Below are 21,476 nucleotides of genomic sequence, written 5' to 3' on the forward strand. Positions count from 1 at the left end.
GTGGGTTAACTGAAGGCTGCACCTTCGTGTGGCCATGGAGTACTTAATTCAATGTTGATTCCTGACTCTGCCGTTTTGAGCGCGGCCCTCCAGTGGCTCGGACACGGCTTGTGGGACCTGACATGGTGGCAGATCGTGTTGTACACGCTCGTCACCACGCACATCACGATCGCCGCGGTCACCATCTTCCTGCACCGTACGCAGACGCACCGGGCAATGGACCTGGGGCCGATCCCCTCGCATTTCTTCCGTTTCTGGCTCTGGCTGGGCACCGGCATGGTCACCAAGGAATGGGTGGCCATTCACCGCAAGCACCACGCCAAGTGCGAATCCGAAGAAGACCCGCACAGCCCGCAGGTCAAGGGCATCGACGAAGTGCTCTGGCGCGGCGCCGAGCTGTATCGCGCCGAGTCGAAGAACAAGGAAACGATGGACCGCTACGGTCACGGCACGCCCGACGACTGGATCGAACGCAACCTGTACACCCGCTACAGCTGGCAAGGCGTGGGTCTCATGCTGGTCATCAACCTGGCGCTCTTCGGCGCGCTGGGCCTGACCGTCTGGGCGGTGCAGATGCTGTGGATTCCGATCACGGCGGCCGGCATCATCAACGGCATTGGCCACTACTGGGGCTACCGCAACTTCGAGGCGCCCGACGCCAGCCGCAATGTCTCGCCCTGGGGCCTGATCATTGGCGGTGAAGAGCTGCACAACAACCACCACACGTATCCCACGTCGGCCAAGTTCTCGGTCAAGAAGTACGAATTCGACATCGGCTGGGTCTACATCCAGATGATGCAGGCGATCGGTTGGGCCAAGGTCAAGAAGGTGCCGCCGAAGATGCAGATGGGCGACATCCAGCCCGTGGCCAACGAAAAGACGCTCGAAGCCGTCATTGCCAACCGCTACGAAGTCATGGCTGGCTACGCCCGCGAAATGCGCCGCGTGACCAAGGCCGAGCTGATTGCGCTCAAGACCAAGGGCGGCGACATCTCGGTGCTCAAGGCGGCCAAGAACTGGCTGCATCGCGACGACGACAAGGTGCCGGCCTCGGCCCGCACGCACCTGGTGCAGGCGCGCGCTGCCCACCCGGTGATCGACAAGATGGTCACGATGCGCGAAGAGCTGCGCCAGCTCTGGCTCAACACCTCGCAATCTCGCGAGCAACTGGCCGCCGACCTGGCTGCCTGGTGCCATCGTGCCGAAGCCAGCGGTATTGCCGGCCTGCGCGAGTTCTCGACGCGTCTGCGCGCAGCACGGGCCTGATCGATCAGAAGAGGCGGGGAACCGCGCTCCTCATAAAAAAGCCGGCTTCGAGCCGGCTTTTTTTGCGCCCGTTTTCTGCGCCCAAGGGAGCGAGAGAGAAAGAAACGGGCAACAAAAACCCCGCCGGGCAAGCCCTGCGGGGTTTTTGTTTGGTGGAACCAGCGCTGAATTACTTCAGCTTGATTTCCTTGTATTCGACGTGCTTGCGCGCCTTGGGGTCGAACTTCATGATCGACATCTTTTCAGGCATCGTCTTCTTGTTCTTGCTGGTCGTGTAGAAGTGGCCGGTACCCGCGGTGGATTCCAGCTTGATCTTTTCGCGTCCGCCTTTGCTCGTTGCCATGATTCAGCTCCTTAAGCTTGGCCGCGTGCGCGCAGGTCTGCGAGCACGGCGTCGATGCCGTTCTTGTCGATCAAGCGCAGCGCGGCGCTCGAAACACGCAGGCGAACCCAGCGGTTTTCAGTTTCGACCCAGAAACGGCGGTATTGCAGGTTCGGCAGGAACCGGCGCTTGGTTTTGTTGTTGGCGTGGGAAACATTGTTTCCGACCATCGGGCCTTTGCCCGTTACGTCGCATACGCGTGCCATGAGGACACTCTTTCTTGAACAGCTGGCACCGGCGCAACCGTGGAGATTGCAGGTGTTTTGCAGCTTGACCTCGCCAGAAACGGGTGGCGGTACCCCGGCTTGCCGGAACGCTGATGGCCACCACAAGGGCGGCCTCATTTCGGCAAAGCCTCGGATTATAGCCCTTTTGGCGCAGCCCGGGTCTAGAGTGTGCCGTCCTGCTCCAGGAAGCGCTGGGCGTCCAGTGCGGCCATGCAGCCGGTGCCAGCGCTCGTGATGGCCTGGCGGTACACGTTGTCCTGCACGTCGCCTGCGGCAAAAACGCCGGGAATGCTGGTCATCGTGGCAAAACCCTGCAGGCCCGAGCGGGTCAGGATGTAGTTGTCCTTCATTTCCAGCTGTCCCTGGAAAATGTCGGTGTTGGGGTGGTGCCCGATGGCGATGAAGCAGCCCTTGAGGTCGATCTGTTCGGTTTCGCCGGTCTGCGTGTTCTTGATCCGGATGCCTGTCACACCGGTGTCGTCGCCCAGCACCTGGTCGAGTTCGTTGTGCAGCTTCAGCACGATCTTGCCCTCGGCCACCTTCTCCTTGACCTTGTCGATCAGGATGGGCTCTGCGCGGAATTTGTCGCGGCGATGAACCAGCGTGACCTTGTTTGCGATGTTGGCGAGATACAGCGCTTCTTCGACGGCCGTATTGCCGCCCCCGATTACGCACACTTCCTGCTCGCGGTAAAAAAATCCGTCGCAGGTTGCGCAGGCCGAAACGCCGCGGCCCATGAATTTCTGTTCCGAATCGAGACCCAGGTACTTGGCGGAAGCGCCTGTGGCAATGATCAAAGAATCACAGGTGTAAGTGCCGCTGTCGCCCGTCAATGTAAAAGGACGCTTGCTTAGATCAACTTTGTTAATGTGATCGAAAACAATTTGTGTCTTGAAACGCTCCGCGTGTTCAAGAAAACGCTGCATCAGCTCGGGGCCTTGCACGCCGTGCACGTCGGCCGGCCAATTGTCGACTTCGGTGGTCGTCATCAATTGTCCGCCTTGGGCAATGCCGGTAATCAGCAAAGGCTGGAGGTTCGCGCGGGCTGCATAAACAGCGGCGGTATAGCCGGCGGGGCCGGAGCCCAGAATCAAAACCTTGGCGTGTTGGGGTGCGGACATGAGTAGAAAACCTAGGATTTGCGCTGCTTCAGCGTGTACATTTTCAGGGTGGTAGCGATATATGTGGAGTATCACCGCTCGGTTCAACACCGGGTGCACGGTGTTTTCAATGCGCGCGATTGTAGTAATCCATCGGCTTGCCGGCGGACGGGCTCCCCACGCGCCGTATCAGGGATTGATAAATGTCGATGCTGTCCAATCTTGAATTGCTGCGGCGCGTTCCGCTGTTTGCCTCGCTCACGTCTTCTCAGTCGTCGAGCATTGCGGATGCGATCGTCAAGAAGCGTCTCAAGCGAGCGGAAATCATTGTGGAGCAGGGCAAGAAGTCCGATGCGCTCTACATCATTCTGACCGGGCGCGCGCGCGTCACCAGCGCCGACAGCCGTGGCCGCGAGGTGATTCTTGCCACGCTGCACCCCGGCGACTACATCGGCGAAATGAGCCTGATCGACGACGAGCCGCATTCGGCCACGGTGCGCACCGAAATCCAATGCGACGTGCTCATGCTCGGCCGCGACGCGTTTGCGCGCTGCCTGCCCGAAAACTCCTCCATGGCCTACAACATCATGCGCGGGCTCGTGCAGCGCCTGCGCCATGCCGATCGCAAGATCGAGTCGCTCGCGCTCATGGATGTGTATGGCCGCGTGGCACGCTCGCTGCTGGAGTTCGCCATTGACGACGGAGCGGGCAACCTCAAGGTGCGCGACAAGATCTCCCGCCAGGACCTTGCGAAAATGGTCGGTGCCTCGCGCGAGATGGTGAGCCGCGTGATGAAGGATCTGGAAGAGCGCGGATTTGTGCAGACGCAGGACGACGGCTCCATGCTCGTCAAGGAACGGCTCCTGTCGCTGACTTGAGCCGTTACCGGCGCTCCTGGCGGCCAAGTCCTTTTGTTGTAGTGTTCAGGCCTCCAGCCGCCGCTTCCGAGCGCTGGGTGCTGTGTTTTTCATGACCTATTCGCTCAATACGCTTCAATCTTCTTCGGCCGCCGAGGGGCAACCCGTGCGCGTTCGCGCCATGCGCTTTGCCCACGAAATCACGCTGATCGCGGGATTTGCCGCGTTGCTGTTCTGGCTGCTTGCCATGCTGAGCTTCACGCCTTCGGATGCAGCCTGGTCGACCTCCGGCACCGGAGGAGAAATCAAGAATTGGGCGGGCCGCATCGGCGCATGGCTGGCGGACGGCAGCTATTTCCTGGCTGGCTACTCGGTCTGGTGGTGCCTGGCCGCGGGGCTCCGGGCTTGGTTGTCTTCCCTGGCCAACTGGCTTCGCGGAGGCGAGGCCGCGCCTGCCGAGCAGCCGGTGCGCGGCCGGTTCAATCGCAGCCGGCTGGCGTTCTGGTTCGGCCTGGTGTTGCTGCTCTGCGCGAGCACCACGCTCGAGTGGTCGCGCCTGTACCGGCTCGAATCGTATTTGCCGGGTTCGGGCGGCGGCGCGCTCGGCTACCTCGTCGGGCCCGCAAGCGTGCGCTGGCTCGGCTTTACGGGTTCGGCGCTGGTGGCCATTGCGGCCGGCGTGATCGGCTCGGCGTTGGTGTTCCGCTTCTCATGGAGCCTGATTGCCGAGCGCATCGGCGCGCGCGCCTACTCGCTGTTCGAATCGCGCCGCGAAAAACGCGAACTGGCGGCCGACATTGCCATGGGCAAGCAGGCCGCCCGGGAACGCGCGGAAGCCGAGGAGCCCGTGTTCTCGCGAGAACCGGGCGGCGTTGTCGAGCCGATGGGCGCCGATGACGACGAAGAACTGCGCATCGAGCCGCGCCCCAAGCGGCGGGTGCCCTCTCCGCCGGTGCAGATCGAACCTGCGATGACCGAAGTACCCAGGAGCGACCGCGTCGTCAAGGAGCGCCAGAAGCCGCTCTTCAAGGAACTGCCCGACAGCAAGCTGCCGCAGGTCGACCTGCTCGACGCCGCGCAGGCGCGCCAGGAAACGGTTTCTCCCGACACGCTCGAGATGACCTCGCGCATGATCGAGAAGAAGCTCAAGGACTTCGGCGTCGAGGTGCGCGTGGTGCTGGCCTCTCCCGGCCCCGTGATCACGCGCTACGAAATCGAGCCTGCGACCGGTGTGAAGGGCTCGCAGATCGTCGGCCTTGCCAAGGACCTTGCGCGCTCGCTCTCGCTGGTGTCGATTCGCGTGGTCGAAACCATTCCGGGCAAGAACTACATGGCGCTCGAGTTGCCGAACGCCAAGCGCCAGTCGATCAAGCTCAGCGAAATCCTGGGCTCGCAGGTCTACAACGAAGGCAAGTCGTTCCTGACCATGGGCCTGGGCAAGGACATCATTGGCAACCCCGTGGTGGCCGATCTTGCAAAGATGCCGCACGTGCTGGTGGCCGGTACCACCGGTTCGGGCAAGTCGGTGGGTATCAACGCCATGATCCTGTCGCTGCTCTACAAGGCCGAGGCGCGCGACGTTCGCCTGCTCATGATCGACCCGAAGATGCTCGAAATGTCGGTCTACGAAGGCATTCCGCACCTGCTGGCGCCCGTGGTCACCGACATGCGCCAGGCCGCGCACGGCCTGAACTGGTGCGTGGCCGAGATGGAGCGCCGCTACAAGCTCATGAGCAAGCTGGGGGTGCGCAATCTCGCCGGCTACAACGCCAAGATCGACGAAGCCAAGGCGCGCGAAGAGTTCATCTACAACCCGTTCAGCCTCACGCCGGACGATCCCGAGCCGCTCAAGCGCGAGCCGCACATCGTCGTCGTGATCGACGAGCTGGCCGACCTGATGATGGTGGTCGGCAAGAAGATCGAAGAGCTCATTGCCCGGCTCGCGCAAAAGGCGCGCGCCGCTGGCATCCACCTCATTCTTGCCACGCAGCGGCCCAGCGTCGACGTGATCACCGGCCTCATCAAGGCGAACATTCCGACCCGCATCGCTTTCCAGGTGTCGAGCAAGATCGACAGCCGCACCATCCTCGACCAGATGGGCGCCGAAGCGCTGCTCGGCATGGGCGACATGCTCTACATGCCCAGCGGCACCGGCCTGCCGATTCGCGTGCATGGCGCGTTCGTGAGCGACGAAGAAGTGCACCGCGTGGTGGCCTACCTCAAGAGCCAAGGCGAGCCCGACTACATCGAAGGCGTGCTCGAAGGCGGCACGGTCGATGGCGACGGCGACATGCTGGGCGAGGGCGGTGACGCCGAGAAAGACCCGATGTACGACCAGGCCGTGGAGGTGGTGCTCAAGAACCGCAAGGCCAGCATTTCGCTGGTGCAGCGTCACCTGAAGATCGGCTACAACCGCGCGGCACGGCTGGTCGAAGACATGGAAAAGGCGGGCCTGGTCAGCGCCATGAGCGGCAGTGGGCAACGCGAAATCCTGGTGCCCGCACGCGCGGAATAACCGGCAAAACACCTGCGAGCCCAGGCGTCCCGCGCCGACAGGCACGTTGCAAAAGCTGCAATAACGTTGCAAAACTTCATCAAACCCCGCACATGCCGCAACGCGCGGCGGGGTAAGGTCGCTTCAACGCCACTGCTTTTCCGAGGAATCCAAATTGAAATTTCGTCATTGGCTGTTGATCGGCCTTCTCTCATCCGCGAACGCCTGGGCCGGTGGCCTGGAGAGCCTCGAAGCCTTCGTGAAGACGGTCAAGTCGGGCCGCGCCGAGTTCACCCAGACCGTTACCGCGCCGCCGCGCGAAGGGCAGCCGGGCCGTACCAAGACATCGAACGGCACTTTCGAATTCCAGCGCCCCGGTAAATTCAAGTTCGACTATCAGAAGCCGTTCGCGCAGGTCATCGTGGCCGACGGCAAGACGCTCTGGCTGTACGACGCCGACCTGAACCAGGTGACGCAGCGTGCCCAGTCGCAGGCACTGGGCTCCACACCCGCCGCGCTGATTGCCGCGGCCCCGGACGTGCGCGCGCTGCAGGCAGATTTCACGCTCGAGGCCGCGCCCGAGCGCGATGGCCTGCAGTGGGTCAAGGCGACGCCCAAGAACAAGGACGGCCAGCTGCAGAATGTGCTGGTCGGCTTCCAGGGCGACTCGCTGGCGGCGCTTGAAATTCTCGACAGCTTTGGACAGCGCTCGGTGCTCAAGTTCAGCAAGGTCGAAGTGAACCCGGCGCTCAACGCCAATGTGTTCGAATTCAAGGCGCCGGCCGGTGCCGACGTCATCAAGCAATAGAAGATCAGACAGACAGGCAGGTTTGGCCACCAGTTCGCATCAACCCCTTGCCGAGCGCCTGCGTCCGAAGACGCTGGGCGAGGTGATCGGCCAGCAGCATCTGCTGGGGCCGGGCATGCCGCTGCGCATTGCCTTCGAGTCGGGCCAGCCGCATTCCTGCATTCTCTGGGGGCCGCCCGGCACCGGCAAGACGACCATTGCGCGCCTGATGGCAGATGCCTTCGATGCGCAGTTCCTGAGCATCAGCGCCGTGCTCGGCGGCGTGAAAGACATCCGCGAGGCGGTCGAGCGCGCCACCGCGGCGCGCGACGGCCTCGAACAGCAGCGGACCATCGTCTTCGTCGACGAGGTGCACCGGTTCAACAAGAGCCAGCAGGACGCGTTCCTGCCGCACGTGGAGTCGGGGCTTTTCACTTTTATCGGCGCCACCACCGAAAACCCGTCGTTCGAGGTCAACTCGGCCTTGCTTTCGCGGGCAGCGGTGTATGTGCTGCAACCGCTCACCGAGACCGATCTCAAGCAGATTGTGGCCAAGGCGCAGGCCATCCAGGCCGTTCCGGCCATCGAAGGCGCGGCCATCGACAGGCTTGTCGCCTACTCCGACGGCGACGCACGGCGCCTGCTCAACACGCTCGAGACGCTGGCCGTTGCGGCCAAGGCCGAGAAGCTCGACAACATCACCGACGAATGGCTGCTGCGCGTGCTCGGCGAGCGCATGCGGCGCTACGACAAGGGCGGTGAGCAGTTCTACGACACCATCAGCGCGCTGCACAAGTCGGTGCGCGGCAGCGACCCCGACGCCTCGCTCTACTGGTTCGTGCGCATGCTCGACGGCGGCGCCGACCCGCGCTACATGGCGCGGCGGCTGGTGCGCATGGCCAGCGAGGACATCGGCCTGGCCGATCCGCGCGCGCTGCGGCTGGCGCTTGACGCGGCCGAGGTCTATGAGCGGCTCGGCACGCCGGAGGGCGAGCTTGCGTTGGCCGAGTGCGTGATCTACCTGGCCATGGCGCCCAAGTCGAACGCCGTCTACACCGCCTACAACGCCGTGCGCGCGCTCATCAAGAAAGACAGCACGCGCCCCGTGCCCATGCACCTGCGCAACGCGCCCACCAAGCTCATGAAGGAGCTCGACTACGGCAAGGGCTACCGCTACGCGCACGACGAAGAGGGCGGCTTTGCCGCCGGCGAGCGCTACCTGCCCGACGGCCTCGAGGGCCAGGTTTTCTACCAGCCCGTGGAGCGCGGCCTCGAGATCCGCATAGCAGAAAAATTGCGCGAACTTCGCCGCCTCAACGGCCAGCACGATGAGTAACGTGCCGCATGCACGCTTGCGTGCGTGCGATGCATGGCTTCACTTACATATAGCATGACTTGAGCGGGTAAACCCCGGTGAGCGCGCACCAAATCGGCGCTGGCGCGTGCTTACAATCCCGCCCACAAATCAGCCAGCGACACATGTTGGCTGGTTTTTTGCTTATCAAGCCAAGGTGCCAAACCGGTGCCACGGTGGGTGAATGGCACCCTGCAACGGTGCAATAAATAGGGAACGCGTTATGGAAATATTGCTGCAGCAGATCATCAACGGTCTGGTCCTCGGCAGCATGTATGCCTTGATAGCCTTGGGCTACACAATGGTGTACGGCATCATCAATCTGATCAACTTTGCACACGGCGAAGTGCTGATGGTGGGGGCGCTTACAAGCTGGACCATCATCGGGCTCATGCAGGAATCGATGCCCGGCACGCCCGGATGGTTGATCCTCATCATCTCGCTGGTCATTGCCTGCGTGGTGGCCGCCACGCTCAACTTCGTGATCGAGAAGGTTGCCTACCGGCCCCTTCGCAACAGCCCCAAGCTCGCGCCGCTCATCACTGCCATCGGCATGTCGATCCTGCTGCAGACGCTGGCAATGATCATCTGGAAGCCCACCAACAAGGCGTATCCCAACCTGCTGTCGACCACGCCCATCGAGGTGGGCGGCGCGGTGATCTCGCCCACGCAGGTCATGATCCTGAGCGTCACGGCGTTCTCGCTCGTGGTGCTGATGTGGCTGGTCAACTACACCAAGCTCGGCCGCGCCATGCGCGCCACCGCCGAGAACCCGCGCGTCGCGGCGCTCATGGGCATCCGGCCCGACATGGTCATTTCGGCCACGTTCATCATCGGCGCCGTGCTCGCGGCCATTGCCGGCGTCATGTACGCCTCGAACTACGGCATTGCGCAGCACGCCATGGGCTTCCTGCCCGGCCTCAAGGCCTTTACCGCGGCAGTGTTCGGCGGCATCGGCAACCTGGCCGGCGCGGTGGTCGGCGGCATCCTGCTCGGGTTGATCGAAGCCATCGGCTCCGGCTACATCGGTGCCATCACCGGCGGCGTGCTCGGCAGCAACTACAGCGACATCTTCGCTTTCATCGTGTTGATCGTCATGCTCACGCTGCGGCCTTCGGGCCTGCTCGGCGAGCGCGTGGCGGATCGGGCCTGAGGAGCAGCACACCATGAAGAACAGCAAGAACCTCGCTCTCTACATCCTCGGCGTCGTCGCGGTGCTCGCGCTGCCGATCTTCCTGCAAAGCCAGGGCAATGCCTGGGTGCGCATCGCCGACATCGCGTTGCTCTACGTGATGCTCGCGCTCGGCCTGAACATCGTCGTCGGCTACGCCGGCTTGCTCGACCTGGGCTATGTCGCCTTCTTTGCGGTGGGCGCGTACCTCTTCGCGCTCATGGGCTCGTCGCACCTTTCGGACACCTTCCCGTGGTTCAAGGCCATGTTCCCGAACGGGCTGCACACCTCGCTGCTCATCGTGATACCGCTGGCATTGGTGGTGGCGGGGGTGCTGGGCGTGATGCTCGGGGCGCCCACGCTCAAGCTGCGGGGTGACTACCTGGCCATCGTGACGCTCGGCTTTGGCGAAATCATCCGGGTGTTCCTGAACAACCTCGACCAGCCGATCAACATCACCAACGGACCCAAGGGCATCACCGCCATCGACTCCATCAAGTTCTGGGGGCTCGACCTCGGCAAGGCATGGAAGTTCGACGGCTTCACGATCTCGTCGGTCACGCTCTACTACTACCTGTTCCTTGCGCTGGTGATCGCCACGATCATCATTTCGCACCGCTTGCAGATCTCCCGCATCGGCCGCGCCTGGATGGCCATCCGCGAAGACGAAATCGCCGCCAAGGCGATGGGCATCAACACCCGCAACATGAAGCTGTTGGCCTTCGGCATGGGCGCCAGCTTCGGCGGCGTGTCGGGCGCCATGTTCGCGGCCTTCCAAGGCTTCGTGTCGCCGGAGTCGTTCAGCCTCATGGAGTCGGTGATGATCGTCGCCATGGTCGTATTGGGCGGCATCGGCCACCTGCCGGGCGTGATTCTCGGCGCCGTGCTGCTGGCCGCCTTGCCCGAAGTGCTGCGCTACGTGGCCGGCCCGCTGCAGGCCATGACCGACGGCCGCCTCGATGCGTCCATCCTGCGTCAGCTCTTCATCGCGCTGGCCATGATCGTCATCATGCTGATGCGTCCGCGCGGCCTCTGGCCTTCGCCCGAGCATGGCAAGACCTTGCAGCGCAAGGGCGTGGCCCCGGACGCCCCCGTGGCACCGGGTTCGCTCCAGACCCACGCGCCTGGCATCGAAACGCCTGCAGACGAATTGCCGGGTGCGGCTTCGCGTCCCATGTCGATCAATCCGTGAGCCGAAGGAAGCAATCAACATGACGACAGACACCATCCTCGACGTTCGCGGAATTTCCAAGCGCTTCGGCGGCCTGCAGGCGCTTTCCGAGGTCGGCATCACCATCAAGCGCGGCCAGGTCTACGGACTGATCGGCCCCAACGGCGCCGGCAAGACCACGTTCTTCAACGTGATCACCGGGCTCTATACGCCCGACAGCGGCAGCTTCGAGCTCGCCGGCAAGCCCTACCAGCCCACGGCCGTGCATGAAGTGGCCAAGGCCGGCATTGCGCGCACCTTCCAGAACATTCGCCTGTTCTCCGAAATGACGGCACTCGAGAACGTCATGGTCGGGCGCCACATCCGCACCCACTCGGGCGTGTTCGGCGCCATGCTGCGCACGCGTTCGTTCAAGGCCGAGGAAAAGGCCATTGCCGACCGCGCACAAGAACTGCTCGACTACGTGGGCATCGGCAAGTTTGCCGACTACAAGGCGCGCACGCTCTCGTACGGCGACCAGCGCCGGCTTGAAATTGCGCGCGCATTGGCCACCGACCCGCAGCTCATCGCACTCGACGAGCCCGCCGCCGGCATGAATTCGACCGAGAAGGTGCTGCTGCGCGAACTGATCGACCGCATCCGCAAGGACGACCGCACCATCCTGATCATCGAACACGACGTCAAGCTCATCATGGGCCTGTGCGACCGCGTCACCGTGCTCGACTACGGCAAGCAGATTGCCGAAGGCACGCCCTACGACGTGCAGAAGAACGAGAAGGTGATCGAGGCTTACCTCGGCACCGGAGGACACTGAAATGACGACGATGACGAGCGTAGAAGAAACAACCACCGCCACCCCGCCGAAGACCGCTGCCAATGCCCCCGGCAAGACGCTGCTCAAGGTCAGCGGCCTGAAGGTCGGCTACGGCGGCATCCAGGCCGTGAAGGGCGTCGACTTCGAGGTTCATGAAGGCGAACTGGTGTCGCTCATCGGCTCCAACGGGGCCGGCAAGACCACCACCATGAAGGCGATCACCGGCACGCTGCCTGCGGGCGCCGGCAGCATCGAATTCCTGGGCCGCAACATCAAGGGCCGCGGGGCGTGGGACCTGGTCAGCGAGGGCCTCGTGATGGTGCCCGAAGGCCGCGGCGTGTTCACGCGCATGACGATCACCGAAAACCTGCAGATCGGGGCCTACATCCGCAAGGACAAGGCCGAGATCGCCAGCGACATGGAGCGCGTGTTCGTGACCTTCCCGCGCCTGCGCGAGCGCAAGGACCAGCTCGCGGGCACCATGTCGGGCGGCGAACAGCAGATGCTGGCCATGGGCCGCGCGCTCATGGCGCGGCCCAAGGTGCTGCTGCTCGATGAGCCGACCATGGGCCTGTCGCCCATTATGTGCGACAAGATCTTCGAGGTGGTGCAAACCGTGGCCGCGCAGGGCGTGACCATTCTGCTGGTGGAGCAGAACGCCAACCGCGCACTGCAGCTGGCCGACCGCGGCTACGTGATGGAGTCGGGGCTCATCACCATGACGGGCGACGCGAAAGAACTGCTGCGCGACCCGCGCGTGCGGGCCGCTTACCTGGGCGAGTAAACCGCGAGGGTCAATCGACCCTTGCACCGGTGGCCTTCACCACGGCTTCGTACTTGGAGAGCTCGCTCTTCATGAACGCGCCGAACTGCTCCGGCGAACTGGCTACCGGCTCAGCCAGCAGCGTGGCAAAACGAGTCTTCGTTTCCGGTGCATTCAGCGCCGCCACAAAGGCCTGGTTGAGCTTTGCGAGCACGTCGTGCGGCGTGCCGGCAGGCGCCACCAGCCCCCACCAGGTGTCGATCGAAAAGCCCTTGAGCGTGTCGGCCACGGGCGGCACGTCGGGCATGGCGCTGCTGCGCTGCAAGGTGGTGACGGCAATGGCCTTGAGCTTGCCCGAGCGGATGTTCGGCGCTGCCGTGGCAAGGTTGTCGAAGTTGAAGTCGACCTGGCCCGATAGCAGGGCCAACTGCGCCGGATTGCCGCCGTTGTACGGAATGTGCAGCGCAAAGATGCCGGCCTGCTTCTTGAACAACTCGCCCGCCAGGTGCCCGGCGCTGCCGTTGCCGCCGCTGCCGTAGTTGAGCTTGGCCGGGTTGGCCTTGGCGTAGCGGATCAGGTCGGCCACGGTGTTGATCTTCAGGCGCAGCGCTGTTTCAGCGTTCATCACCAGCACATTGGGTACGCGCACCATCTGCGTGACGGGCGCGAAGTCGCTGGCCGCATTGAATGGAATCTTGCTGTAGAGCCACGGATTGACCGCATGCGTGGCCGTGGCCGCTATGCCGATCGTGAGTCCGTCAGGCGCGGCCTTGGCCACAGCGTCGGCGCCGATGTTGCCGCCCGCGCCGGGCTTGTTGTCGATGATGACCGTGCCCAGGCTGTCTTTCACGCGCTCGGCCAGGATTCGGGCGGTCACGTCGATCGGGCCGCCCGCGGCGTACGGCACCACAAGGCGGATGGGGCGCTGCTGCTGCGCAGCGGCTTGGCCGGTGGCAAGCAGTGCGGCGGCGCTTGCGAGGAGGGTGAAGAGGAAGTGTCTCGTTTTCATTTTTGTGTGGTCCAAGGGAGGCAGGCCGATCAGGGCAGCGCCTTGTCGGCCTCGGTGGTGAACGCGTCGGCAAAGAACTCTTCTTCGGGCAGGCCGGCCACCGCCACATAGTCGTGCTTGGCCGAATCGACCACGATCGGCGCGCCGCAGGCGTACACCTGATGGCCCGAGAGGTCGGCAAAGTCTTCCAGCACCGCGCGGTGGACAAAGCCCGTGCGGCCGGTCCAGTTGTCTTCGGGCGTGGCGTTGGAAACGACCGGCACGTAGCGCAGGTTCGGCATTTCCGCGAGTTGCTCGCGCAGCCAGGCGTCCATGTACAGGTCTTCGGGCCGGCGGCCGCCCCAGTAGAGCGCGGCCGGCCGTTCGATGCCCTTGAACTTCATGTGTTCGAGCAGTGCCTTGATCGGCGCGAAGCCCGTGCCGGAGGCCAGGAGGATCATCGGCTTGCTGGAGTCTTCGCGCAGGAAAAAGCTGCCGTAAGGGCCTTCGATGCGAAGGATTTCCTTCTCCTTCATCACGCCGAACACGTGATCGGTGAACTTGCCGCCCGGCAAATGCCGCAAGTGCAATTCGATGCCCGTGCCCGGCTCGCTCAGCGTGTGTGGCGCATTGGCCATCGAATAGCTGCGGCGCGCGCCGTCGCGCAGGATGAATTCCACATACTGGCCCGCATGGAACTGCAGCGGCTCACCCGCCGGCAGCTGCAGGCGCAGCTTCATCACGTCGTGCGACAGGCGCGTGAGCGCCAGCACCCGCACGGGCATCTTGCGGATCGGAAAAGCACCGGCTTCCGTGACTTGGCGCGACTCGAGCACCACGTCGCTCTTGGCATGGGCGCAGCAGGTCAGCACGAAACCCGCCAGCTGCTCCTCGGCGCTCAGGGCCTTGCTCTGGTGCGGCCCCAGCTCCACCTCGCCCGAGAGCTTCTTGCACTTGCAGGAGCCGCAGGCGCCGTCCTTGCAGCCATAGGGGAGGCCAATGCCTTGCCGGATGCCGGCCGCGAGAATGGTTTCGTCGCCATGCACCACGAAATGCCGCCCGCTGGGCTCGACGGTGATGGAAAAGCCCGCGTCATGCGGCGCTGCAACAGTCATCGGTATTCTTCGGCTTGTTTCAGCCTGGAGCAGAAAAGAGAAAAAGGGAAAGGAACCCGGATTTTGCCTTCAATCAATAGCCCTTCCGGCGCGCTGCCGGCGCGCTTTCGCCGCGAGCGCCTGCTGATCGTCGGTTGCGGAGACGTCGGCCAGCGTGTGGCCCGCAACCTGCGCGGCCGCATGCAGCTGGTGGCACTCACTTCGTCGGCCGAGCGGGTGCAGGCGCTGCGGGCGGCCGGCATCCGCCCGCTCGTGGGCAATCTCGACGATCCGGCCACGCTTCGCCGGCTGGCTGGCGTGGCCAGCCGTGTGCTGCACCTGGCCCCACCCGCCCGCGACGGCGGCGCCGCCTGGTGGCGCGACCAGCGCACCACCGCGCTGGCGCGTGCACTGCGACTGCGGTCCACGCCGCTTGCATTCGTCTATGGCTCCACCAGCGGGGTTTACGGCGACTGCGGCGGTGCGCGCGTGAGCGAAACACGCACCGTGCGGCCCGACACGCCCCGTGCCCACCGCCGCGTGGACGCCGAGCGCGCCGTGCGCTGGCTCGGCCGCAGCGCGGGCGTGCGCGCAAGCATCCTGCGCATTCCGGGCATCTACGCGCCCGACCGGGAGGGCGGCACACCGCGCCAGCGCTTGCAGCGCGGAACGCCCGTGCTGCGGCGGGAGGACGACGTGTTCACCAGCCACATTCATGCCGACGATCTTGCGCGCGCCTGCGTGGCGGCGCTGTTCCGCGGCCGGCCGCAGCGCATCGTGCATGCCGCCGACGACACCGAGCTGCGCATGGGCGACTACATCGACCTGGCCGCCGACATGTACGGCATGCCCCGCCCGCCGCGCGTGGCACGCGACGAAGCCGAGCGCCAGTTACCGCTGCAATTGCTGAGTTTCTTGGGGGAATCGCGCCGGCTGGACAACACGCGGCTCAAGCGCGAACTGCGCGTGCGGCTTGCGCACCCGACGGTGCATACGGGGCTGCGCGAGGCGGCCTGAATGCCGGTCAAAAATGTGGTGCCCGGGGCCGGAATCGAACCGGCACACCTTTCGGTGGGGGATTTTGAGTCCCCTGCGTCTACCAATTTCACCACCCGGGCACATCGGAACGAAGCCCAAAATTATGGCACAGTGGGAATATGAATTGCCCCCACGCTCATCACTTCGTGTATTCGCTGCCCCCGAGGGGGCGCTCAACGTCCTTTGGGCGGCCATGCGGACGTTGCCATGAATTATCCGACGATCGAAGACGCCATCGGCAAGACCCCCTTGGTGGCACTGCAACGCATCGATGCCGCCGAAAACGCCAAGCGCGGCAACGTGATCCTCGGCAAGCTGGAAGGCAACAATCCCGCGGGTTCGGTCAAAGACCGGCCCGCCCTCTCGATGATCAAGCGCGCCGAGGAGCGCGGTGAAATCAAGCCTGGCGACACGCTGATCGAAGCCACCTCGGGCAACACAGGCATTGCGCTGGCCATGGCTGCGGCCATCAAGGGCTACCGCATGGTGCTGATCATGCCGGAGGACCTGTCCGTGGAACGCGCGCAGACCATGAAGGCCTTCGGCGCCGAGCTGGTGCTCACGCCCAAGAGCGGCGGCATGGAATACGCGCGAGACCTCGCCGAGCAGATGGTGGCGCAGGGCAAGGGCCGTGTGCTCGACCAGTTCGCCAACGCCGACAACCCGCGCATCCACTATGAGACCACCGGCCCCGAAATCTGGGCCGACACCAAGGGCAAGATCACGCATTTCGTGAGCGCCATGGGCACCACCGGCACCATCACCGGCGTCTCGCGCTTCCTCAAGGAAAAGAACCCCGCGGTGCGCATCATCGGTGCGCAGCCGGCCGAGGGCTCGCGCATTCCGGGCATTCGCAAATGGCCGACCGAATACCTGCCCAAGATCTACGACGCGAGCCGGGTCGATGAAGAGATCAGCGTGAGCCAGGACAACGCCGAAGAAATGTGCCGGCGCCTGGCGCGCGAAGAGGGCATCTTCGGCGGCATTTCCGCCGCCGGCGCGCTGTGGGTGGCGCTCGAGGTCGCCAAGACGGTCGAAAACGCCACCATCGTGTTCGTCGTGTGCGACCGCGGCGACCGGTATCTCTCGACCGGCGTGTTCCCCGCCTGACAGAAATCCATGCCCCATCCCAAGTTTTGCCAGGCCTGCGCCACGCCGCTCGAATGGATCGTGCTGGTGGAGGACGGCGGCGCCAAGGAGCGCCTGCGCTGCCCCAACTGCGGCCATACCCACTGGAACAACCCGACGCCCGTGCTCGCGGCCATCGTCGAGTACCGCGGCCAGGTGCTGCTGGCGCGAAACGCCGCCTGGCCGGTGAAGATGTACGCGCTGATCACCGGCTTCATGGAAGCCGGCGAAACGCCCGAAGAAGGCATTGCGCGCGAGGTGAAGGAAGAAACCAACCTCGACGTGAGCGCGACCAAGCTCGTGGGCGCGTACGACTTCCAGCGCATGAACCAGATCATCATCGCGTATCACGTGGTGGCCGACGGTGAGGTGAAGCTCTCGCCCGAGCTGCTGGACTATCGTCTCTACGACTTGCCCGATCTCAAGTGCTGGCCCGCCGGCACCGGCTACGCGCTGGCCGACTGGCTGCGCACGCGAGGACACGAGCCGGTGTTCTTTACAGCGGCCGAAAACGAAGAGCGGCGGCGCGGCCTGAACTTGCCGCCCGAGGAGCCGAAGCATGCAAATTGATCGTGAACTCGACACGCGGGGCCTGAACTGCCCGCTGCCCATCCTCAAGGCAAAGAAATCGCTCAACGACATGGCCAGCGGCCAGTTGCTGAAGGTGGTGTCGACCGACCCGGGCTCGCTGCGCGACTTTCAGGCTTTTTCGCGCCAGACAGGCAACGAACTGGTCGAGCAGCAGACCGTCGGCAGCGATTTCATCCACGTGCTGAAAAGGCGCTGAGCAGCAGCAAAACTGACCGGCAAAGAAAAGGCCCCGCGGGCCTTTTCTTTTTCTTTCTTTCAGAGCTCCAGGCTCTTCAGGTATTCGCGGAACTGCGCGCCCACTTCCGGGTGCGCCAGTGCCAACTCCACCGAGGCTTGCAGAAAGCCTTCCTTGCTGCCGCAGTCGTAGCGGATGCCCTTGTAGGCATAGGCGTAGACCGATTCCTTCTTCATCAACGACGCAATGCCGTCGGTGAGCTGGATCTCGCCGCCCGCGCCCTTGGGCTGGTTGCGGATTTCGTCGAACACACCGGGCGTGAGGATGTAGCGGCCCGCCACGCCGAGGCGCGAAGGTGCCTTGTCCGGCGATGGCTTCTCGATCATGCGGTCGACCTTCACGAGATCGTCGCCGATGGATTCGCCGGCCACGATGCCGTAGCGCTTCACGTGCTCGAGCGGCACCTCCTGCACTGCCAGCACCGAGGCGCCCAGCTTGCCGAAGGCAGCCGTCATCTGCGCGAGCACCGGTGCACCGCCTACCGGGCCGACCATCAAGTCGTCCGCCAGCAGCACGGCAAAGGGTTCATTGCCGACCAGGTGTTCGGCGCACAGCACCGCATGGCCGAGGCCCAGCATGCGCGGTTGGCGCACGTAGGAGCAGGTCATGTCGTCGGGCATGACGGAGCGTGCAATTTCGAGCAATGCGTGCTTGCCGCTGGCCTCGAGTTGGCTCTCGAGTTCGTAGGCGGTGTCGTAGTGGTCTTCGATGGCACGTTTGTTTCGGCCAGTTACGAAAATCATGTCGCGAATGCCCGCCGCGTAGGCTTCCTCAACCGCATATTGGATGAGTGGCTTGTCGACAACCGGCAGCATTTCCTTTGGCTGCGCCTTGGTGGCGGGCAGAAAGCGGGTGCCGAAACCTGCAACAGGAAATACGGCCTTGCGGATGCGTGTCGAGGGAGTGGGCATGGACAAATTGGGCGTCGGTTCGTTCGGTTGAAGAAAAAGGTTTTACAGTCAACGGCGGCACAAAAAGCCGCCGTTGCCATGCTAAACCCAGGCCCGATCCATGTGTGTCAGCCGAGGCGCCTAAGCTGTTCGCCCAACCGCTCCAGCATGGCCGTGAAGTCAGCCAGACGTTTGCGTTCCTGCTCGATCACGGCGGGCGGCGCCTTAGCTACAAAGGCTTCATTTCCCAGCTTGCTGTTCACCTTGAGGATCTCGCCCTCGATGCGAGCAACTTCCTTGCCGATGCGCGCACGTTCGGCGGCTTTGTCGATTTCCATATGCAGGCACAGGCGCGCCGTGCCGACCACGGCCACCGGCGCCGCTTCGGCCGCCGCCGACCACGAAGCCTCGTCGTCGAAGACCTTCACTTCCTTGAGCTTGGCCAGCGCCTGCAGCACCGGCGCCGCATCGCGCAGGAACGCCGCGCCTTCGGCATCGTCGGCCACCGCATAGAGCGGCAGGCGCACCGCGGGCGAGACGTTCATTTCGCCGCGCAGCGTGCGGCAGGCATCGACCAGCGCCTTCAGCCGCGCCACATGCGCCTCGGCCGCCCCGTCGATCTTTTCGGGCTGGCTCTTCGGATAGGCCGCCACCATGATCGATTCGCCTTCGCGTCCGGCCACCGGCGCCACCTTCTGCCAAAGCTCTTCCGTGATGAATGGAATCACCGGATGCGCAAGCCGCAGCAGCGCTTCGAGCGTGCGGATCAGCGTGCGGCGCGTGGCGCGCTTTTGCGAATCGTCGCCGGTCTGGATCTGTACCTTGGCAATCTCCAGGTACCAGTCGCAGAACTCGTCCCACGCAAACTGGTAGATGGCGTTGGCCACGTTGTCGAGCCGGTACTCCTCGAAGCCCTTGGCCACTTCGGCTTCGACGCGCTGCAGCTGCGAGGCGATCCAGAAGTCGGCGCGGCTGAACTTCAGGTAGCCGTGGGCCGGGCCGCCGACCGCGCACTCTTCCTTGGTGTGCTCGCGCAGGCCGCAATCCTGGCCCTCGCAATTCATCAGTACGAAGCGCGTGGCATTCCAGAGCTTGTTGCAGAAGTTGCGGTAGCCCTCGCAGCGCTTGCTGTCGAAGTTGATGCTGCGGCCCAGCGATGCGAGCGACGCGAAGGTAAAGCGCAGCGCGTCGGCGCCAAAGGCGGGGATGCCGTCCGGAAATTCTTTCTGCGTGTTCTTGCGCACCGCGGGCGCGGTCTCGGGCTTGCGCAGGCCCTGCGTGCGCTTGTCGAGCAGCTCGGGCAGCGCAATGCCGTCGATCAGGTCGACCGGGTCGAGCACGTTGCCTTCGGACTTGCTCATCTTCTTGCCTTGCGCATCGCGCACCAGGCCGTGAATGTACACGTCCCTGAACGGCACCTTGCCGGTGAAGTGCTTGGTCATCATGATCATCCGGGCGACCCAGAAGAAGATGATGTCGTAGCCCGTCACCAGCACGCTCGAGGGCAGGTACAGCTCCAGGTCCTTGGTCTTCTCGGGCCAGCCGAGCGAAGAGAAGGGCACCAGCGCCGACGAATACCAGGTGTCGAGCACGTCCTCGTCGCGGCGCAGCTTCTTGCCCGGTGCCTTGGCCTCTGCCTCCGCCTCGTCGTGCGCCACGTACACATTGCCTTCGTCGTCGTACCAGGCCGGAATCTGGTGGCCCCACCAGAGCTGGCGCGAAATGGTCCAGTCCTGGATGTTCTCCATCCAGTGGTTGTAGGTGTTGACCCAGTTCTCGGGCACGAAGCGCACCTCGCCGGTCTTCACCACTTCGATGGCCTTCTGCGCGATGGATTGGCCGTCGGCACCTGGGCGCGTCATGGCCACGTACCACTGGTCGGTGAGCATCGGCTCGACGATGGCGCCCGAGCGTGCGCAGCGCGGCACCATCAGCTTGTGCTTCTTTACCTCGACCATGAGGCCGAGCGCCTCCAGGTCGGCCACGATGGCCTTGCGCGCGACGAAGCGGTCCATGCCGCGGTACTTCTCGGGCGCGTTGTCGTTGATGGTCGCGTCGAGCGTCAGGATGCCGATCAGCTCCAGCTTGTGCCGCTGGCCGACGGCGTAGTCGTTGTAGTCGTGCGCGGGGGTCACCTTGACCACGCCGGTGCCGAATTCCTTGTCCACGTAGTCGTCGGCAATGATGGGAATCAACCGGTCCACCAGCGGCAGCTTCACGCGCTGGCCGATCAGGTGCTTGTAGCGCTCGTCTTCGGGGTGAACCATCACCGCCGTGTCGCCGAGCATGGTTTCAGGGCGGGTGGTGGCTACGGTGAGCGTGCCGCTGCCGTCCTCGAGCGGATAGGCAATGTGCCAGAGCGAGCCGTCTTCCTCTTCGCTTTCGACTTCGAGGTCGCTCACCGAGGTCTTGAGCACCGGGTCCCAGTTGCCCAGGCGCTTGCCGCGGTAGATCAGGCCTTCTTCATACAGCGAGACGAAGGTTTGCGTGACCACCTTCGACAGGTCTTCGTCCATCGTGAAGTATTCGCGGCTCCAGTCGACCGTGTCGCCCATGCGGCGCATCTGGCCGGTGATGGTGTTGCCGCTCTTTTCCTTCCACTCCCAGACCTTGGCAACGAAGTTCTTGCGCGCCTCGGCGGGCGTGGGGCCCATGTCGTGGCGGCTGATTTTTTGTTCCTGCAACTGCCGCTCCACCACGATCTGCGTTGCAATGCCCGCATGGTCGGTGCCCGGCACCCACAGCGTGTTGTCGCCCTTCATGCGGTGGTAGCGCGTGAGGCTGTCCATGATGGTCTGGTTGAACGCATGCCCCATGTGCAGCGTGCCCGTCACGTTGGGCGGCGGCAGCTGGATGGCGAAAGAATCGGCGCCTTCCTTGGGCTGCTGGGTGCCGCGGAAGCCGGCCTTGGCATAGCCGCGCTTTTCCCACTCCGGGCCCCAGTGCGCCTCGATGGCGGCGGGTTCGAACGATTTGGACAGGCTGTCCAGTCCAGGTTGGGCGGTGGGAGTGGTGGATTCGCTCATGGGGAGAATGCAAAACGGCACCCGCGGGTGCCGTCGGTCACAGGGTGGGAATGGCGGTGATTTTACCGGGGAGGTACCCCGTCATCGGCGCGCCCGATAA

The 21,476-nt window shown here is 64.0% G+C and carries 20 protein-coding genes and 1 tRNA gene; 13 read left to right on the forward strand and 8 right to left on the reverse strand.

Annotated features, from left to right (window positions below; genetic code table 11):
• Window positions 1–51 precede the first annotated feature (51 nt).
• On the forward strand, window positions 52–1,266 hold the full coding sequence (locus tag M0765_RS15835) for a DesA family fatty acid desaturase (protein WP_157612700.1): 1,215 nt from the start codon (window positions 52–54) through the stop codon (window positions 1,264–1,266).
• A gap of 169 nt (window positions 1,267–1,435) precedes the next feature.
• Here M0765_RS15835 and rpmG read toward each other — a convergent pair whose 3' ends face one another.
• The 3 genes from rpmG to trxB all read right to left on the reverse strand — a co-directional run bounded on the left by rpmG (window position 1,436) and on the right by trxB (window position 2,996).
• Complete coding sequence (gene rpmG / locus M0765_RS15840; RefSeq protein WP_007830291.1) at window positions 1,436–1,609, reverse strand: 50S ribosomal protein L33; 174 nt, start codon at window positions 1,607–1,609, stop codon at window positions 1,436–1,438.
• A gap of 11 nt (window positions 1,610–1,620) precedes the next feature.
• Window positions 1,621–1,854 carry a 50S ribosomal protein L28 gene (rpmB, locus tag M0765_RS15845; protein WP_007830293.1) on the reverse strand — a complete coding sequence of 78 codons (234 nt, stop codon included), beginning with the start codon at window positions 1,852–1,854 and terminating at the stop codon, window positions 1,621–1,623.
• Window positions 1,855–2,036: 182 nt separating this feature from the next.
• Window positions 2,037–2,996, reverse strand: a complete 960-nt coding sequence (gene trxB, locus M0765_RS15850; RefSeq protein WP_258504570.1) for a thioredoxin-disulfide reductase — start codon at window positions 2,994–2,996, stop codon at window positions 2,037–2,039.
• Window positions 2,997–3,178: 182 nt separating this feature from the next.
• On the opposite strand from trxB, the gene M0765_RS15855 reads away from it, so the two are divergent.
• The 8 genes from M0765_RS15855 (at window position 3,179) to M0765_RS15890 (ending at window position 12,407) form a co-directional block, all read left to right on the forward strand.
• Window positions 3,179–3,853 (forward strand): Crp/Fnr family transcriptional regulator, encoded by a 675-nt coding sequence (locus M0765_RS15855; protein ID WP_126745648.1) that lies wholly within the window; start codon window positions 3,179–3,181, stop codon window positions 3,851–3,853.
• Between the two features lie 91 nt (window positions 3,854–3,944).
• Window positions 3,945–6,347 (forward strand): DNA translocase FtsK, encoded by a 2,403-nt coding sequence (locus M0765_RS15860; RefSeq protein WP_258504572.1) that lies wholly within the window; start codon window positions 3,945–3,947, stop codon window positions 6,345–6,347.
• 154 nt (window positions 6,348–6,501) lie between these two features.
• A complete protein-coding gene (gene lolA / locus M0765_RS15865; protein WP_258504574.1) occupies window positions 6,502–7,134 on the forward strand; it encodes an outer membrane lipoprotein chaperone LolA in 633 nt (210 codons plus the stop codon).
• 22 nt (window positions 7,135–7,156) lie between these two features.
• Window positions 7,157–8,449, forward strand: a complete 1,293-nt coding sequence (locus M0765_RS15870; protein ID WP_258504576.1) for a replication-associated recombination protein A — start codon at window positions 7,157–7,159, stop codon at window positions 8,447–8,449.
• Window positions 8,450–8,690: 241 nt separating this feature from the next.
• A complete protein-coding gene (locus M0765_RS15875) occupies window positions 8,691–9,620 on the forward strand; it encodes a branched-chain amino acid ABC transporter permease (protein ID WP_126745652.1) in 930 nt (309 codons plus the stop codon).
• A gap of 13 nt (window positions 9,621–9,633) precedes the next feature.
• A complete protein-coding gene (locus tag M0765_RS15880; RefSeq protein ID WP_157612705.1) occupies window positions 9,634–10,830 on the forward strand; it encodes an ABC transporter permease subunit in 1,197 nt (398 codons plus the stop codon).
• A 19-nt stretch (window positions 10,831–10,849) separates the two neighbouring features.
• Window positions 10,850–11,623, forward strand: coding sequence for an ABC transporter ATP-binding protein (locus M0765_RS15885; protein ID WP_258504579.1), 774 nt, complete (start codon window positions 10,850–10,852; stop codon window positions 11,621–11,623).
• Window positions 11,624–11,633: 10 nt separating this feature from the next.
• Entirely contained in the window at window positions 11,634–12,407 is a 774-nt protein-coding gene (locus M0765_RS15890; protein ID WP_258508284.1) for an ABC transporter ATP-binding protein, read from the forward strand.
• 10 nt (window positions 12,408–12,417) lie between these two features.
• Here the strand turns inward: M0765_RS15890 and M0765_RS15895 are convergent, their stop codons facing one another.
• Together M0765_RS15895 and M0765_RS15900 are read right to left on the reverse strand one after the other, a co-directional pair.
• Window positions 12,418–13,395 (reverse strand): Bug family tripartite tricarboxylate transporter substrate binding protein, encoded by a 978-nt coding sequence (locus tag M0765_RS15895; protein WP_258504580.1) that lies wholly within the window; start codon window positions 13,393–13,395, stop codon window positions 12,418–12,420.
• Between the two features lie 29 nt (window positions 13,396–13,424).
• A complete protein-coding gene (locus tag M0765_RS15900) occupies window positions 13,425–14,489 on the reverse strand; it encodes a CDP-6-deoxy-delta-3,4-glucoseen reductase (protein ID WP_258504582.1) in 1,065 nt (354 codons plus the stop codon).
• A gap of 63 nt (window positions 14,490–14,552) precedes the next feature.
• On the opposite strand from M0765_RS15900, the gene M0765_RS15905 reads away from it, so the two are divergent.
• Complete coding sequence (locus M0765_RS15905) at window positions 14,553–15,485, forward strand: SDR family oxidoreductase (protein ID WP_258504583.1); 933 nt, start codon at window positions 14,553–14,555, stop codon at window positions 15,483–15,485.
• Window positions 15,486–15,501: 16 nt separating this feature from the next.
• Here the strand turns inward: M0765_RS15905 and M0765_RS15910 are convergent.
• Window positions 15,502–15,586, reverse strand: a tRNA-Leu gene (locus M0765_RS15910).
• 127 nt (window positions 15,587–15,713) lie between these two features.
• On the opposite strand from M0765_RS15910, the gene cysM reads away from it, so the two are divergent.
• The 3 genes from cysM to M0765_RS15925 are packed head-to-tail and all read left to right on the forward strand — an operon-like array spanning window position 15,714 to window position 17,421.
• A complete protein-coding gene (cysM, locus tag M0765_RS15915; protein ID WP_258504585.1) occupies window positions 15,714–16,616 on the forward strand; it encodes a cysteine synthase CysM in 903 nt (300 codons plus the stop codon).
• Window positions 16,617–16,625: 9 nt separating this feature from the next.
• The gene (locus tag M0765_RS15920) at window positions 16,626–17,204 is read left to right on the forward strand and encodes an NUDIX domain-containing protein (RefSeq protein WP_258504586.1); all 579 of its coding nucleotides are present in this window, start codon (window positions 16,626–16,628) and stop codon (window positions 17,202–17,204) included.
• The gene (locus M0765_RS15925) at window positions 17,194–17,421 is read left to right on the forward strand and encodes a sulfurtransferase TusA family protein (RefSeq protein ID WP_126745659.1); all 228 of its coding nucleotides are present in this window, start codon (window positions 17,194–17,196) and stop codon (window positions 17,419–17,421) included. Before M0765_RS15920 ends, M0765_RS15925 begins: the two co-directional genes overlap by 11 nt.
• A 59-nt stretch (window positions 17,422–17,480) precedes the next feature.
• Here the strand turns inward: M0765_RS15925 and galU are convergent, their stop codons facing one another.
• Together galU and M0765_RS15935 are read right to left on the reverse strand one after the other, a co-directional pair.
• Window positions 17,481–18,371 carry a UTP--glucose-1-phosphate uridylyltransferase GalU gene (gene galU / locus M0765_RS15930; RefSeq protein WP_258504589.1) on the reverse strand — a complete coding sequence of 297 codons (891 nt, stop codon included), beginning with the start codon at window positions 18,369–18,371 and terminating at the stop codon, window positions 17,481–17,483.
• Window positions 18,372–18,478: 107 nt separating this feature from the next.
• On the reverse strand, window positions 18,479–21,376 hold the full coding sequence (locus M0765_RS15935; protein ID WP_258504591.1) for a valine--tRNA ligase: 2,898 nt from the start codon (window positions 21,374–21,376) through the stop codon (window positions 18,479–18,481).
• Window positions 21,377–21,476 lie beyond the last annotated feature (100 nt).

Origin of the sequence: Variovorax sp. S12S4 (assembly GCF_023195515.1) — a bacterium.
In the GTDB taxonomy this organism is placed as follows: domain Bacteria; phylum Pseudomonadota; class Gammaproteobacteria; order Burkholderiales; family Burkholderiaceae_C; genus Variovorax.

What these genes read in the sequence shown, in the direction of transcription:
- M0765_RS15925 (WP_126745659.1), top strand. Translation starts at nt 17,194, where the DNA reads ATGCAAATTGATCGTGAACTCGACACGCGGGGCCTGAACTGCCCGCTG.
- galU (WP_258504589.1), bottom strand. Translation starts at nt 18,371, where the DNA reads ATGCCCACTCCCTCGACACGCATCCGCAAGGCCGTATTTCCTGTTGCA.
- cysM (WP_258504585.1), top strand. Translation starts at nt 15,714, where the DNA reads ATGAATTATCCGACGATCGAAGACGCCATCGGCAAGACCCCCTTGGTG.
- rpmB (WP_007830293.1), bottom strand. Translation starts at nt 1,854, where the DNA reads ATGGCACGCGTATGCGACGTAACGGGCAAAGGCCCGATGGTCGGAAAC.
- M0765_RS15895 (WP_258504580.1), bottom strand. Translation starts at nt 13,395, where the DNA reads ATGAAAACGAGACACTTCCTCTTCACCCTCCTCGCAAGCGCCGCCGCA.
- M0765_RS15855 (WP_126745648.1), top strand. Translation starts at nt 3,179, where the DNA reads ATGTCGATGCTGTCCAATCTTGAATTGCTGCGGCGCGTTCCGCTGTTT.
- M0765_RS15835 (WP_157612700.1), top strand. Translation starts at nt 52, where the DNA reads ATGTTGATTCCTGACTCTGCCGTTTTGAGCGCGGCCCTCCAGTGGCTC.
- M0765_RS15880 (WP_157612705.1), top strand. Translation starts at nt 9,634, where the DNA reads ATGAAGAACAGCAAGAACCTCGCTCTCTACATCCTCGGCGTCGTCGCG.
- M0765_RS15890 (WP_258508284.1), top strand. Translation starts at nt 11,634, where the DNA reads ATGACGAGCGTAGAAGAAACAACCACCGCCACCCCGCCGAAGACCGCT.
- rpmG (WP_007830291.1), bottom strand. Translation starts at nt 1,609, where the DNA reads ATGGCAACGAGCAAAGGCGGACGCGAAAAGATCAAGCTGGAATCCACC.
- M0765_RS15875 (WP_126745652.1), top strand. Translation starts at nt 8,691, where the DNA reads ATGGAAATATTGCTGCAGCAGATCATCAACGGTCTGGTCCTCGGCAGC.
- M0765_RS15885 (WP_258504579.1), top strand. Translation starts at nt 10,850, where the DNA reads ATGACGACAGACACCATCCTCGACGTTCGCGGAATTTCCAAGCGCTTC.
- M0765_RS15900 (WP_258504582.1), bottom strand. Translation starts at nt 14,489, where the DNA reads ATGACTGTTGCAGCGCCGCATGACGCGGGCTTTTCCATCACCGTCGAG.
- M0765_RS15860 (WP_258504572.1), top strand. Translation starts at nt 3,945, where the DNA reads ATGACCTATTCGCTCAATACGCTTCAATCTTCTTCGGCCGCCGAGGGG.
- trxB (WP_258504570.1), bottom strand. Translation starts at nt 2,996, where the DNA reads ATGTCCGCACCCCAACACGCCAAGGTTTTGATTCTGGGCTCCGGCCCC.
- M0765_RS15920 (WP_258504586.1), top strand. Translation starts at nt 16,626, where the DNA reads ATGCCCCATCCCAAGTTTTGCCAGGCCTGCGCCACGCCGCTCGAATGG.
- M0765_RS15935 (WP_258504591.1), bottom strand. Translation starts at nt 21,376, where the DNA reads ATGAGCGAATCCACCACTCCCACCGCCCAACCTGGACTGGACAGCCTG.